Raw genomic sequence first — 13,687 nt, forward strand, 5'->3', positions numbered from 1 at the left:
CCGGTTCCTGGAAATAGCTCCACCAACATTGACCGTACCCGAAACCGACACAGGTGGACTGGTAGAGTATACCAAGGCGCTTGAGAGAACTATACTGAAGGAACTCGGCAAATTGCATGCGTAACTTCGGGATAAGCATGACTTCTACTTGGGCAACCAGGTAGGAGTGGCACAAAAGAGGGGGTGGCGACTGTTTACTAAAAACACAGGGCTCTGCGAAGATGCAAATCGACGTATAGGGTCTGACGCCTGCCCGGTGCCGGAAGGTTAAATGGAGGGGTTAACGCCCTGAAATGAAGCCCCGGTAAACGGCGGCCGTAACTATAACGGTCCTAAGGTAGCGAAATTCCTTGTCGGGTAAGTTCCGACCTGCACGAATGGCGTAACGACTTCCCCACTGTCTCCAGTATAGACTCAGCGAAATTGAATTCCCCGTGAAGATGCGGGGTTCCTGCGGTCAGACGGAAAGACCCCATGCACCTTTACTATAGCTTTACGCTGGCATTTGTGTCGGCATGTGCAGGATAGGTGGTAGGCTTTGAAGCAGGGACGCCAGTTTCTGTGGAGCCGCAAGATGAGATACCACCCTTATCGTCATAGATGTCTAACCGCGGCATAACAGTGTCCGGGACAGCGTATGGTGGGTAGTTTGACTGGGGCGGTCGCCTCCCAAAGAGTAACGGAGGCGCGCGATGGTGGGCTCAGGACGGTCGGAAATCGTCCGCTGAGTGCAATGGCATAAGCCTGCCTGACTGCGAGACTGACAAGTCGAGCAGAGACGAAAGTCGGTCATAGTGATCCGGTGGTCCCGCGTGGAAGGGCCATCGCTCAACGAATAAAAGGTACGCTGGGGATAACAGGCTGATAATGCCCAAGAGTCCATATCGACGGCATTGTTTGGCACCTCGATGTCGGCTCATCACATCCTGGGGCTGGAGCAGGTCCCAAGGGTATGGCTGTTCGCCATTTAAAGTGGTACGTGAGCTGGGTTTAGAACGTCGTGAGACAGTTCGGTCCCTATCTGCCGTGGGTGTAGGAATATTGAGAAGAGCTGACCCTAGTACGAGAGGACCGGGTTGGACGAACCTCTGGTGGACCTGTTGTGGCGCCAGCCGCATTGCAGGGTAGCTAAGTTCGGACGGGATAACTGCTGAAAGCATCTAAGCAGGAAGCCTCCTTCAAAACTAGTATTCCCTTGAGAGCCGTGGAAGACCACCACGTCGATAGGCCGGGTGTGGAAGCGCAGCAATGTGTGAAGCTTACCGGTACTAATAGCTCGATTGGCTTGATCGTTCTCATTAATCTATGTCCGCATAGGTTGTGGTGATCGGTTCAGAAGACACCAGATAACGCTTCTTGCATGGGAAAGCGTTGTCCTAACAACCAGAATTCACTCATACGTTTTTCGCTGACCTTGTGGTTTTTGCGAGGAGCCCAAGACCCGATCCCATCCCGAACTCGACCGTCAAATTCCTCTGCGCCAATGGTACTAAGTCTCAAGGCTTGGGAGAGTAGGTCGCTGCAAGGTCTGCCAAAAACGTATGATCTCTTTAGATGTCGAATGAAATTCAAAACCCCTCACCGGAAACGGTGGGGGGTTTTGTCGTTTCAAGCGCTGTCTGATGCGACTGGTAGTCCGGAGGAGGGTTGTCCGCAGGCGCCGCGGCGCTTGAACCTCCTTGTCGCCTCAGCGTATCCACATTCGACAGGCAGGTATCGTCCTCCGTTCACCCTCTCCCTGACGTTCGCCAGGTCTTTGCCAATGCGTTTTCTATTCTTGCTGCTTCTGCTGGTGTTTCCGAACCTCGCCATCGCGCAAGCGTCTGGCGTTGCGGCAGAGCCGGCATCTGCCGAAAGCGCCAGCAGCGAGGCGAGCCTCGATGAGCTGATCCGCATCATCGAAAACGAGCAGACGCGCGCCGCCCTGATCGACCGACTGAAGCGCGCCAACCAGGAGACTGGCGTGCCCGCCGATGCGCCGCCCGACCTCAGCATTGTCAGGCAACTGGCCGAATATACGCGAGCGGCAGCCGAGGGAACCTCAGCGACCCTGAAAGCGCTGGGCCAGATGTTCGTCGATCTGCAGCAGGGGTTGAGTGGAACAATGGACGCCGATCTCGACGCCCTGCGAGACGCCGCGATCGGCGTCGTGCTGACGGCGGCCGGCCTCTTCGGCAGTTTTCTTGCCTTTCGCATCATCGTCTTGTGGGCGCAGGGGGTAATCGCCCGTCGTGCGGCAGGACGCGGCTGGATCCCGCGTCTCCTTGCGGCCATGGCCGCGGCGCTTGTGGACCTGGGGTCAGTGCTGCTGGCGTGGGCCGTCGGCAATGTCGTGGCGCTCCTGGTGGGGGCAACCGGGCGGATGGGCATCAATCAGTCTCTGCTGCTCAACGCCTTTCTCCTGGTCGAGCTCAGCAAGCTGGCCATGCGATCCATCCTCTCCCCGCGTTTCGAAGCGGTCAGACTGGTGCCGGTGGGGGACGGCAATGCGGCCTACTGGTATTTCTGGCTTGGCCGGATCATCTCGCTGATCGGCTACACGTTCCTGTTCGTGGCGCCCCTGCTGGCCGCAAACCTGTCGGTCGGCGCTGCCTCTGCCGCGCAAGTGCTGGTCATGGCGACGGCCGTCACCATTGGCATCGTCATCGTGCTGCAGAACAAGACCGACGTGCGGATCTGGTTGAGCGGCATTGCCGAGCGACGCGGCCATGACGGAACGGGCCAGCTGCTGGTAGTGCTGGGACAATATTGGCACGTAGTGGCCATCGTCTACCTGATCACCCTCCTGGTGGTCTGGTTTGCCAATCCCGAGCAGGCGCTGCCTTTCATGCTGGGGGCGACCGTTCAGTCGGTCATCGCCATCCTTGTCGGCATCGTCATCGTGGGCTTCATCTCTCGTTTCGTCAGCGCTGGGTTGCGGCTGCCCGAGGACGTCAAGGCGCGGCTGCCCTTGCTCGAGGCACGACTGCAAGCGTTCGTGCCGACCGTGATGCAGGTGGTGCGCTGGGTGGTGATTGCGGGCGTACTGGCTGCCATTGCCCAGGCCTGGGCTCTGTTCGATTTCGTCGGTTGGATCGGCAGCGCAAGGGGACAGCAGGTGGCGGGCTCGGTCATTTCGGCTGCCCTGATCATCATGGTCTGCATGGTGCTGCATGTCGTGGTCGCCAGCTGGGTCGAGTATCGGCTCAATACCAGCATCGGCAAGACGCCGACGGCGCGCGAGAAGACGTTGCTCAACCTGTTCAAGAACGCCTTTACCATCGCCCTGGTGGTGTTCGGGCTGATGCTGGCGCTGGCCCAGATCGGGGTGAATATCGCACCGCTCCTGGCCGGTGCAGGGGTGATCGGTCTTGCCATCGGTTTCGGCGCGCAGAAGCTGGTGCAGGACATCATCACCGGCATCTTCATCCAGTTCGAAAACATCATGAACGAGGGTGATGTCGTGGAAGCGGCCGGGCGCTCGGGCGTGGTAGAGAAGCTCACCATCCGGTCGGTCACAATCCGGGACATGAGCGGCACGGTGCACCTGATCCCCTTCTCGTCGGTCGACCAGGTCAGCAACATGGTCCGCGGCTTCTCGTTCTACGTGGCCGAGTTCGAAGTGGCGCGAGACAGCGACATCGAGACGGTCAAGCAGACCATGCGCGATGCCTTCGCGCAGGTCATGGCAATCTCCGAACACCGGGACGTCATTCTCGATGACCTGGACCTGCAGGGGCTGATCGCCATCACGCCGGCTTCCATGAGCCTGCGCGCGCGCATCAAGACGCTGGCCGGCAAGCAGTGGGGTGCGGGGCGGCTTTATAGCGAGCTGGTGATGCGGCTGTTCGACGAGCGCGGCATCCAGACGCCCACGCCCCGGGTGAGCTATGTGCCGGGCAAGGGCGGCAACCTGTTGCCGGCTGCGGGCGAGGAGCCGGCCTGACCGTTTCGTGATCGTGGCGGGTGTTTGCCTTAAGTCGATCTTAATTTGGTGGGTTAAAATAGTGATACGCGCCCGTTGCGGCACAGCCGGCGCGCCGTGACTTCTGTTGTTTGCGTATCACGAGGCCCGTCATGTTGCATTCGAACGGCAGGACTATTGCCCCACTCCGTCACCTCCTGGCGCTGGCGACTGCTGCCGCGCTGAGTTGTTCTATGGTCGCTCCGAGCCTGGCCAACAGCGCCGATTTCGTCCGGGGGCTTTGGCCGCAGGCCGAGGCACGCGGCGTCAGTCGCGCCGCATTCGAGGCGGCGTTTTCGGGCTACAACTACATCCCCAAGGTAATGGAGCTGACCCGCAAGCAGCCCGAATTCTCGCAGACGGTGCAGCAATATCTCGACAAGCGGGTGACGGCGGCGCAGGCCCAGAAGGGCCAGGCCATGCGCGCGGAATGGAACCAGACCCTGACCGGATCGCAGCAGCGCTGGGGCGTGCAGCCCGAATTCGTGCTGGCCATCTGGGGCATGGAAACCAATTTCGGCGGCTTCATGGGCGGCGAGAACACCATCCATGCGCTCGCCACCCTCACCGAGGGCGGCTATCGCCCAGACTTTTTCCGCGAGGAGCTGCTGACGGCCCTGCGGATCGTTTCGGATGGGCATGTCAGCGCCGGCAACATGACCGGGTCCTGGGCCGGCGCCATGGGTCATACCCAATTCATGCCATCGAGCTTCATGCGTTATGCGGTCGACTATAATGGCGATGGCCGCAAGGATATCTGGAACTCGGTGCAGGATGCGCTGGGCTCGACGGCGAACTATCTCAACAATTTCGGCTGGCGCCCCGGCGAAACCTGGGGCTACGAGATCAAGCTGCCTTCAGGCTTCAATTTCGCTGCGGCCCGCCAGCTCGAGCGCGCACCGCTCAGCCAGTGGCAGGCCATGGGCATCCAGCGCGTATCCGGCAAGCCGTTCCCGCGGCCGACCGACATGGCGCGGCTCTATATGCCGGCAGGAGCCAATGGTCCCGCCTTCCTGCTGCTGCCTAACTTTGATGTGATCAAGCGCTACAACAATTCGGACAGCTATGCGCTGGCGGTCGGGCACCTGGCCGACCGCATCATTGGTGGCGGCAGTTTTGCGACGCCATGGCCGGCTGGCGACTATGCGCTCAACAAGGCGCAACGGGCGGAATTGCAGACGCTGCTCGCGCGGGCCGGATATGACGTGGGCTCGCCCGACGGCGTTGTCGGGCCCAAGACCCGCGCGGCGGTGCTGGCTTACCAGAACCAAGCTGGCCTCCCGGCGGACGGATACATTTCCGGACGCCTGCTCGAGGCGCTCAAGCGTTAACCCGTCGTTAACGGTTTGGGAGCAGTTTTATCGGGCTTAAGTAGAGGGCAGGCCTGTCTCCAACCATTGTGAGGCGCCTGCCCTCGCCCATTCCGCCACCCGGCACCAGCCACAAAATCCCCTGCTTTGGCCGCTAACAAGCGGCCTTTCCCCTTTGAATTGTCCATGCCCATGCCCTCTTCCTTCACGCCCTCCCGCCGCGCCGTCATAGCGGGCCTGCTTGCCAGCGTGGTCCTGCCGGGAACGGCAGCCCACGCGGTATCCATCATGGATCCGTTCAATCTGCCGGCAGCGATGGATGGTGGCACGGCCAAGGTGGTCACCGACGCCGCCTATGGCGACGGGCCGCGGCACAAGCTCGACGTCTATGCCCCCACCGAGATCGGCGCGCTGGCGCCCGTGGTGTTCTTCATCTATGGCGGCGGCTGGAGCCGAGGCGAGAAGTACGAATATCAATTCGTCGGGCAGGCGCTTGCGTCGCGCGGCTTCATCGTCGTCATTGCGGACTATCGGCTCTATCCCGAAGTGTCCTACCCAGACTTCCTCTATGACAGTGCGGCTGCGCTGGGCTGGGTGCAGGACAATATCGCGACCTATGGCGGCGACCCCAACCGGCTGTTTCTGGCTGGCCACTCGGCCGGCGCCTATAATGCGGTGATGCTGGCGCTCGACCCGTCGTTCCTGCGCGAATTCGGCGTCACCATGCCCATCCATGGCGTTGCTGCCCTCTCGGGGCCGTTCGACTTCTACCCGTTCGAATATAACGAAGTGCGCGACGTGTTCGGCAAGGCACCCAATCCGGAAGGCACGCAGCCGATTTCCCTGGTGACGAGCGAAGCGCCGCCCATGTACCTGGCGACCGGCACGACCGACCCGATCGTACGCATGCAGAACACCGAGCGGTTTGCCCAGAAGCTCAAGGATAGCGGTGTCTGGGTGACGACGCGCTACTACGAAGGCTTTGGTCACATGGAGCCGGTGCTGGCGATCGGCGCCCTCTGGCGCTGGCGCATGCCCGTGCTCGACGACATGGTGGCCTTTTTCCAGATGTTCGGGGCGTTTCCGAGCGGAGTGCCATATGTCGCGGTAGCGCCGGAGCCGCCGGAGCAGTTGCCTGACGCAGTGGCGCCGATGGACCAGATCGTCCAACAGATGAACGCGATGTTCCAGCCGATCGAGAATTAGGCGGCTATCGCAGAATCGATCAGTAGACCTCATCCTGAGCTTGTCGAAGGACGAGGTCGTGGCACATCGCGGCACGCCTCGTGGTTCGACAAGCTCACCATGAGGGCTACTGGGAAACCGATGACCGACCACCTCCGATTCTCCGGCGCCGCCGGCGCGGCCCAGCGCGCGGCGCTCGAAGCCATCATCCTGGCGGAACCGACGCTGGTGCGCCTGCTGACCACGATCAGGGACCTCGAACTTCCCGACGCCTGGCTGGTATCCGGCGCGATCTATAATTGCGTGTGGAACAGCCTGACCGAGCGGCCGGCGCTGCACGGCGTCAACGATATCGATGTGATCTATTTCGACCCGGATTTGTCGTGGGAAGCGGAAGATCGCATCATCAAAACCCTCCACGAGGCCCTGGGCACGATGCCGGTTCCGGTGCAGGCGCGCAACCAGGCGCGCGTACATTTGTGGTTTGAGCAGAAGTTCGGCTTTCCATTCGCTCCACTCGCATCGGCGCGCGAAAGCCTGCTGCGCTACGCGTCCAAGACCCATGCGGTGGCGGCACGGCTTGAGCGCGACGATACAATGACGATCGACGCGCCCTTTGGCCTTGAAGACCTGTTCGCCTTCCGGGTTACGCCCAATCCGGTTGCCGACAACAGGCAGACGCATGAGATCAAGGGCGCACGCATCAAGTCGGTCTGGCCGGAAGTAACGATCGTGCCCTGGTGATGGCTAGATCGGGTCGATCCTGACCGAATCCGCCGACCGCCGCGCCGGGCCGTGAAAGACCGCCTCGACATTGTTGCCATCCGGATCAAGCACGAAGGCGCCGTAATAGCCGGGATGATAGTCGCGTTCCCCCGGCTTGCCGTTATCGGTACCGCCCGCGGCGACGGCTGCCTTGTGGAAAGCGTCGACCATGTCCCGGTCCCTGGCCTGGAAAGCCAGGTGGACATGAGTGGGGGTGGTGCGGGCATCGGCTGCATCGACGAACAGTTCGTCGACCTGGAACCAACCCTGCCCCTGCTGCTCGATGCGCACGTCCAGCGCCGCCAGCACCTTTTCATAGAAATAGCGCGTCGCACTGAAATTGCGCGCCCGCAGATGGATGTGGTCGATGAGGCGGCCAGTGTGCCAGGTCATGTTGTCGCGCAGCCCCGCTGCGTCTCCCTTGATTGGCCGGCGCGCGCCGTGTAGGAAGCGCGCGCTAGCCGAAAAGCAAAGCCGGTATGGTAAGTCCGGTGTCTACCGATCCCATCGGGATCTGTCCCGCGTCGTAGACGCGAAGGACCCACGGCAAGTTCGTCCTGGAATGTTTCCGGGATGGTCTTGCTTGTCGAGGTCCCGATGTCCCGCTCTTCCATTGGTGAAAATCGTGCGCGCGCACCGCCAGGGTGCCCTTGCGCTTGTCATCACACCAGAAAACTCAACCGAGACACAACATGAAACTCAATCACGCCAACCTGGCAGTGGTCGATGTCGGCGCCACCATTGCGTTCTTCGAGCGCTTTCTTGGCTTCACCGTCCTCACCAATCGCAACGATGCCTTCGCTGTCCTCGATGACGGCCACGGCTTCGTCTTCAACCTGGTGGTTCCGGCCAAGGGCGAGGTCATCGCCTATTCCCGCAACTTTCACCTGGGCTTTTTCGTCGCCGACGAGGCGGCGGTGCGCGACAAGCATGCTGAACTGATCGCTGCCGGCGTCGAAGCCGGGGGCATCCAGTTCTACAAGCGCGGCACGACCGGCAGCGTCGGCTTTTACTGCATGACGCCGGGTGGCTTTCTCATCGAGGTCGCCGCCAACCTCTAGCGCAAAAACCGAATCGCCCGGTCGATGACCGGGCGGTTCAAGGCAATTGGATATTGGCTTATTCGGCTTCGTCGGCCGAGGCCGAATTGAGCTGGCCGTATTTTTCTTCGCCGATCTTGGCGAGCAGATCGAGCTGGGTTTCAAGGAAGTCGATGTGACCTTCCTCGTCGGTCAGCAGGGCCTCGAACAGGTTCTTGGAAACGTAGTCGCCCAGCTCTTCGCACAGTTCGCGGCTGGCCTTATAGGCCGCGCGGGCGTCGTATTCGCCGGCAAGGTCGGCTTCGAGCACTTCCTTGATGGTCTGGCCGATTCGCAGCGGCGCGACGCGCTGCAGGTTCGGGTGGCCTTCCAGGAAGATGATGCGCTCGATCAGCCGGTCGGCATGATGCATTTCTTCAATGGATTCGGCGCGTTCCTTGGAGGCCAGCTTCTTGTAGCCCCAGTCGTCGAGAAGACGATAATGGACCCAATACTGGTTGACCGCACCCAGTTCGAGGAAGAGGGCCTCGTTAAGCCGCTCGATGACCTGTGCTTCGCCTTTCACGACGTACTCCACTCCGTTGCTGCTTGAGCTTTTCGAGCCCGGTCGGAAGCGAAACGACGTCGCCAGACTGTTGGGCTTGCTGCGCGTGGTAGTTTTCGGTGACGCGGACGATAATGTCCACCACATTCGGCACGCAGCCGCTGCATTTGGCGCGACGATTGAGCTCGGAATAAACCTTGGCCGGGACCACGAGCTGCCACGGATCAGCACGGAGCAGGTCGAGGACGATATCCTCGATCTCCTTTGAGGTGATCATGTTGCACTGGCAGACGAGCATGGTGGCACGAGAGGCAGGTGGAGTTTGCGGGCGCATAAAGCGACCCGATTAGCTGAATGTCAAGGTCAAGTAATGTCGCATCACTAACGTGATGCGCCATCCCCTGGCCGCGCTGCGGCTTTGCCGCGCTTGCGGTCAAGCGTGCCCCGCTGACCGCGCTTGTAGTTCCAATAGATCGCGTCCCGGTGGGCTTGACCCGGTGCCGGGAAGCGAAACATTTGTGTGGGTTCGCGCGTAACTAGGGCGAACGCGGAACTTTCATGGCGCTCTCCCTCCTCAGTGTTTTCAATACGCTCAGTCCAAAGGACCGCGGTTCGCGCCTGGTGGCGCGGGATGTCGCCTATGGTCCGGGGGAGCGGCACAGACTTGATGTCTATGCGCCGCGACATGCCGATGGGCCGGTGCCCGTGGTTTTTTTCGTCTATGGCGGGTCGTGGATGGATGGGGACCGGCACAATTACGGCTTCGCCGGCCGGGCGCTGGCGGCGCTCGGCTATGTAACGGTGATTGCCGACTATCGGCTGGTGCCCGAGGTGGAATATCCCGGCTTCCTCCACGATGGGGTCATGGCATTTGACTGGGTGACCCGCCATGTTGCGCAGTATGGTGGGGATGCCCGGCGCATGGCGCTGATGGGACATTCGGCGGGGGCTTACAATGCGGCCATGCTGGCGCTCGACCCAGCCTATCTGCGGCGAAACGGGTCGATCGACCGGGTGCGCTGCGTGGTGGGGCTTTCGGGGCCGTATGACTTCTTTCCCTTCGATGGACCAATCAGCCTGCGGACGTTTGGTGCGGTGCCCGAGCCGCGCATGACCCAGCCGATCAACCACGTGACCGCGGCAGCACCGCCAATGCTGCTTGGCCATGGCGAGCGGGACCAACTGGTCCATCCGCGCAACAGCGTGGCTCTGGCGGCGCGTCTGCGCCAGGCGGGGGTCGGCGTGGAGCACGTCCGTTATCCCAGGCTGGGGCACGCCGAGCCGCTGTTGGCGTTGAGCCGGCCCGCCCGCGGCCTGGCGCCGGTTCTGGCGGATGTGGAGGCGTTCCTCGGCCGACATCTGCGTCCCTAGCCTTGCTCGGCGGCTGCGCTTGGATAAAGTGCAGAGGCAGCTGGGGCTGTGAGGAGATAAGGTTGATGGCTGGATGGAAGCGGCTGCGGCGTGGATTGCTGGTCATTTCGCTGGCCATGCCGGCCATTGGGGCGGTGGCGGCGGAGGAGCGGCCATTCGACGCCTGTGCGGCGGCGGCAGCGAGTCAGTTCGAGACCGGCTTTGAGGATATCGGCCGCGATACCTGGGAAATCGACACCGACACAGCCATTGCCGCCTGCATGGCGGCGCTGGAGGCCGAACCCAACTCGGCGCAGGTCAAGGGATGGCTGGCGCGCGCCTATTTCGCGGCGGGGGACAGGGACAAGGCGGTGCCGCTGTTTGAGGAAGCCGCTGCCGCGGGCAATGTCGTGGCGCTGGCGATCTACGGGGACATGCTGACCACCGGCGACGGCGTCGAGGTGGACATGGAACGCGGTGCGCAACTGCTGACCAAGGGCGCCGAGGCCGGCTTCGCGCCGGCACAGAACAGCCTAGGCCTCAGCTACGATTTCGGTGAGGGTCTGGCACAGGACTATACCCAGGCAGCGCGCTGGTATCGCGCGGCGGCCGAGCAGGGGATGAGCAAGGCTCAGTCCAATCTTGGGCTGATGTATCAGGAGGGGTTGGGTGTGCCGCGGGACTATGTCGCGGCCGCAGCATGGTTCGAACGGGCGGTGGCGCAGGGTGACGCCTCCGGCCAGGTCAATCTGGGCAAGCTGCTGCAAGACGGTACCGGGCAGCCCGCCGACCCGGCCCGCGCCGCCGAACTCTATCGCCTGGCAGCCGATCAGGGCGACATGTATGGGCAGAACAATCTGGGCTTCCTGCTTGAAAACGGCATCGGCGTCGAGGCTGATGTCGAGGCCGCAGCTGAGCTCTACCAGCAGGCCGCCGACCAGGGCCTGGCGCTGGCCCAGCACAACCTGGCTTTGCTCTACGAAGATGGCCGCGGCGTCCGGCAGGACTACAAGCGCGCGATCGAGCTCTATCGACAGGCGGCCGAAGGCGGGGAGATGCGGGCGGCGGTCAATCTGGGGCTGCTGTATCTCGAGGGCCTTGGCACCGAGGTCGACTATGACGAGGCGATCAAATGGACCCAGCTGGCCGCCGACAGCGACCAGCCCATCGCGCTCAACAATCTCGGCCACATCTACGAGAACGGGCTGGGTGTGACCGCCAATCGCCAGACGGCAATCTCCTATTACCAGCGGGCAGCCGACCAGGGCTACCAGCTGGCAGCGGACAACCTGGCGCGGTTGACCGGTCCATCCACCCCGAGCACGGGCAAGACCAAGACCAAATAGGTTATTTCTGCCGTTCGGCGTGCCTGCGGGCGGCGAAAACCGCCGCCGTCGCCGCCGTGCGGTGCGCCGTCGAGAAGAATTCGCGGTGCGCCAGGATGGCGATGGTGGCGATGCAGGCAGCGATCGGCAGCCACTCCGACACGAACCAGGCAACGGTGGCGACCGAGAAATAGTAGGCGCGGATGCCGCTGTTGAAGTTGCGGGCGCCAAGGGCATTCATGGCGGTGATGGCATCGATCTCCTCCTCCGAAATGGGGACGGCGTGATCGATGGCGCCCAGCATGATGCAAAAATGATTGAACTGGCGCAGAGACAGCGTGAAGGCGAAAAAGGCCAGCACGAACATCACGAGCATCACGAACAGGTGCAGTTGCACTTCGAGCGTGGTGTAGGTGCGGCCCAGCGACAGGGAGCCGAGCGCATCCATCAAGGTCGACACCTGCCCGAAAAGCGCCAGAATGGCGAGGATTAGCAGCACGGCCGTGGAGGCGAGGAAGCTGACAGATCCCATGATATTGCCCGAGAGGATAGCGTCGAACGGGTTGTCGCGCACCGCAGCATTGGCCACCCAGCGGCGCCGCTGCATGTTCATGATGGTCGACAGCGACGGCCGCAGCCGCTCCACCAGGGGCACGACGATGTTGTAGGCGAAGTAGCAGATCAGCGGGCACAGGGTGGAGATCAGGGTCGTCGACAAGGCAGGCACTCCACACGCGCTCCCGGTATGCACGGCGATTCTCTTAGCGCAGCCGGTCGTGGCGACGGAAGCGGGATTCTGAACTGGAACCCTGCAACTGCGCGCCACCACCCGGTCATGACGCGCAGCGACCAGGTCTCAGAAGCGCCTGCTAGATCGTGCGGGGATAGCGGCGGTGGATGGCGTCGATCTCGGTCAGAACTTCCGGGGAGAGCGTGATGTCGGCTGCGCCGATGGCATTGGCGAGTTGTTCGGTGCTGGTGGCTCCGATGATGACTGAGGTCATGAACGGGCGCGTCAAGGTGAAGGCGATGGCCATCTGGGCCGGATCGAGGCCATGGCGTGCTGCGAGCGCCTGGTATTGCTTGACGGCCGCTTCGGACTGGTCGTTGAGCCGCCAGAAGCCCTTCTGGTAATCGAGCCGGCTGCCAGGGGGCACCTGGCCGTCATTGTACTTGCCAGTGAGCAGGCCGCCGGCCAGCGGCGAGTATGCCAGCAGGCCCACCTGCTCGTGGTGGCTGAGTTCAGCCAGGTCCAGGTCGAAATGGCGACGAAGGAGGTTGTATTCGTTCTGCACCGATACCAGCCGCGGCAAGCCCTTGGCCTCGGCAATGCGCAGCCATTGCCCGATGCCCCAGGTGGTTTCGTTGGACACGCCGGCGTGGCGGAGTTTGCCCTCGGCGATCAGTTCACCCAGCGTGACCAGCATGTCCTCGATATTGCCCAGGACGTCCGCGGTGTCCTGCTTGTGCGGCTCATAGGTCCAGGAGCCGTCGAAATTGTAGCTGCCCCGTCCTGCCCAGTGGATCTGGTATAGGTCGATATAGTCGGTGCCCAGGCGTCGGAGGCTGGCTTCGAAGGCCTCGCGCAAGGTCTTGCCCGAGGTCCGGGTGCCGTCGCGGAGAAAGTCCACGGGGCCGCCGGCGACCTTGGACGCCAGGATCCACTTGTCGCGCTTGCCCGATCGCTTGAACCAGCTGCCGATGATTTCCTCGGTGCGGCCCGAGGTCTGCGGGCTGCGCGGCACGGCATAGAGCTCGGCCGTATCCATGAAATTGAGGCCGGCATCGAGCGCCATGTCAATCTGGGCATGGCCCTCGGCTTCCGTGTTCTGGCTGCCCCAGGTCATGGTGCCCAGGCAAATCTCGGTAACCCGGAGGTCGGTGCGGCCAAGTGGCTTCAATTTCATCGGAAAATCTCGAAAACTGGTATGGAAGAACGGCGCACACACTAGCCGATGTCAGGGAAATTGACAGGCTTGGCCCCAACAAATTCGCCTCGTCAAAAAAGCGTCATGCATTGCCCTTTTAGGGTTGAGCTATCCGTGCCGACCCCCTATATACCCCTCACGTCGCGGCCACGGTCGCATGGATGGTGATCGTACCGGCACCGTCTGACGCCCTTGACGCGGGATGGAGCAGCCCGGTAGCTCGTCAGGCTCATAACCTGAAGGTCGCAGGTTCAAATCCTGCTCCCGCAACCAAAAAAGCCCAGCGAACTCATCGAG

At 62.1% G+C, this 13,687-nt stretch carries 12 protein-coding genes, 1 tRNA gene and 2 rRNA genes (1 of these 15 running past the window's edge); 10 read left to right on the forward strand and 5 right to left on the reverse strand.

Annotated elements, in window-relative coordinates; genetic code table 11:
* The 6 genes from JI749_RS04875 to JI749_RS04900 form a co-directional block, all read left to right on the forward strand.
* Positions 1 to 1,293: ribosomal RNA gene (locus JI749_RS04875) — 23S ribosomal RNA — on the forward strand; it begins 1,430 nt to the left of the window's first position.
* Between the two features lie 119 nt (positions 1,294 to 1,412).
* Positions 1,413 to 1,528: ribosomal RNA gene (rrf, locus tag JI749_RS04880) — 5S ribosomal RNA — on the forward strand.
* Positions 1,529 to 1,762: 234 nt separating this feature from the next.
* A complete protein-coding gene (locus tag JI749_RS04885; protein ID WP_201660028.1) occupies positions 1,763 to 3,925 on the forward strand; it encodes a mechanosensitive ion channel domain-containing protein in 2,163 nt (720 codons plus the stop codon).
* A 212-nt stretch (positions 3,926 to 4,137) separates the two neighbouring features.
* Positions 4,138 to 5,274 carry a lytic murein transglycosylase gene (locus tag JI749_RS04890; protein ID WP_233280868.1) on the forward strand — a complete coding sequence of 379 codons (1,137 nt, stop codon included), beginning with the start codon at positions 4,138 to 4,140 and terminating at the stop codon, positions 5,272 to 5,274.
* Between the two features lie 165 nt (positions 5,275 to 5,439).
* Positions 5,440 to 6,459 carry an alpha/beta hydrolase gene (locus JI749_RS04895; RefSeq protein ID WP_233280869.1) on the forward strand — a complete coding sequence of 340 codons (1,020 nt, stop codon included), beginning with the start codon at positions 5,440 to 5,442 and terminating at the stop codon, positions 6,457 to 6,459.
* Between the two features lie 120 nt (positions 6,460 to 6,579).
* The gene (locus tag JI749_RS04900; RefSeq protein WP_201660034.1) at positions 6,580 to 7,182 is read left to right on the forward strand and encodes a nucleotidyltransferase family protein; all 603 of its coding nucleotides are present in this window, start codon (positions 6,580 to 6,582) and stop codon (positions 7,180 to 7,182) included.
* Between the two features lie 3 nt (positions 7,183 to 7,185).
* Here the strand turns inward: JI749_RS04900 and JI749_RS04905 are convergent, their stop codons facing one another.
* Positions 7,186 to 7,596 carry a VOC family protein gene (locus tag JI749_RS04905; RefSeq protein WP_201660038.1) on the reverse strand — a complete coding sequence of 137 codons (411 nt, stop codon included), beginning with the start codon at positions 7,594 to 7,596 and terminating at the stop codon, positions 7,186 to 7,188.
* Positions 7,597 to 7,895: 299 nt separating this feature from the next.
* On the opposite strand from JI749_RS04905, the gene JI749_RS04910 reads away from it, so the two are divergent.
* Positions 7,896 to 8,264, forward strand: a complete 369-nt coding sequence (locus JI749_RS04910) for a VOC family protein (protein ID WP_201660041.1) — start codon at positions 7,896 to 7,898, stop codon at positions 8,262 to 8,264.
* Positions 8,265 to 8,322: 58 nt separating this feature from the next.
* On the opposite strand, the gene bfr is transcribed toward JI749_RS04910, so the two are convergent.
* Together bfr and JI749_RS04920 are read right to left on the reverse strand one after the other, a co-directional pair.
* Positions 8,323 to 8,808 (reverse strand): bacterioferritin, encoded by a 486-nt coding sequence (gene bfr / locus JI749_RS04915; protein WP_201660044.1) that lies wholly within the window; start codon positions 8,806 to 8,808, stop codon positions 8,323 to 8,325.
* A complete protein-coding gene (locus JI749_RS04920) occupies positions 8,774 to 9,085 on the reverse strand; it encodes a (2Fe-2S)-binding protein (RefSeq protein ID WP_201662561.1) in 312 nt (103 codons plus the stop codon). Before JI749_RS04920 ends, bfr begins: the two co-directional genes overlap by 35 nt.
* 260 nt (positions 9,086 to 9,345) lie before the next feature.
* Between JI749_RS04920 and JI749_RS04925 the strand changes: the two genes are divergently transcribed.
* Both JI749_RS04925 and JI749_RS04930 read left to right on the forward strand, forming a co-directional pair.
* Positions 9,346 to 10,158 (forward strand): alpha/beta hydrolase, encoded by an 813-nt coding sequence (locus JI749_RS04925; RefSeq protein WP_201660047.1) that lies wholly within the window; start codon positions 9,346 to 9,348, stop codon positions 10,156 to 10,158.
* 65 nt (positions 10,159 to 10,223) lie between these two features.
* Positions 10,224 to 11,483 carry an SEL1-like repeat protein gene (locus JI749_RS04930; protein WP_201660050.1) on the forward strand — a complete coding sequence of 420 codons (1,260 nt, stop codon included), beginning with the start codon at positions 10,224 to 10,226 and terminating at the stop codon, positions 11,481 to 11,483.
* Position 11,484: 1 nt separating this feature from the next.
* Here JI749_RS04930 and JI749_RS04935 read toward each other — a convergent pair whose 3' ends face one another.
* Together JI749_RS04935 and JI749_RS04940 are read right to left on the reverse strand one after the other, a co-directional pair.
* Positions 11,485 to 12,180, reverse strand: a complete 696-nt coding sequence (locus tag JI749_RS04935) for a DUF599 domain-containing protein (RefSeq protein WP_233280870.1) — start codon at positions 12,178 to 12,180, stop codon at positions 11,485 to 11,487.
* 151 nt (positions 12,181 to 12,331) lie between these two features.
* Positions 12,332 to 13,369, reverse strand: a complete 1,038-nt coding sequence (locus tag JI749_RS04940; RefSeq protein WP_201660057.1) for an aldo/keto reductase — start codon at positions 13,367 to 13,369, stop codon at positions 12,332 to 12,334.
* A gap of 217 nt (positions 13,370 to 13,586) precedes the next feature.
* Here JI749_RS04940 and JI749_RS04945 point away from each other — a divergent pair.
* Positions 13,587 to 13,663 (forward strand) — tRNA-Met (locus tag JI749_RS04945).
* Positions 13,664 to 13,687 lie beyond the last annotated feature (24 nt).

Origin of the sequence: Devosia oryziradicis, assembly GCF_016698645.1 — a bacterium.
Classification (GTDB): Bacteria; Pseudomonadota; Alphaproteobacteria; order Rhizobiales; family Devosiaceae; genus Devosia; species Devosia oryziradicis.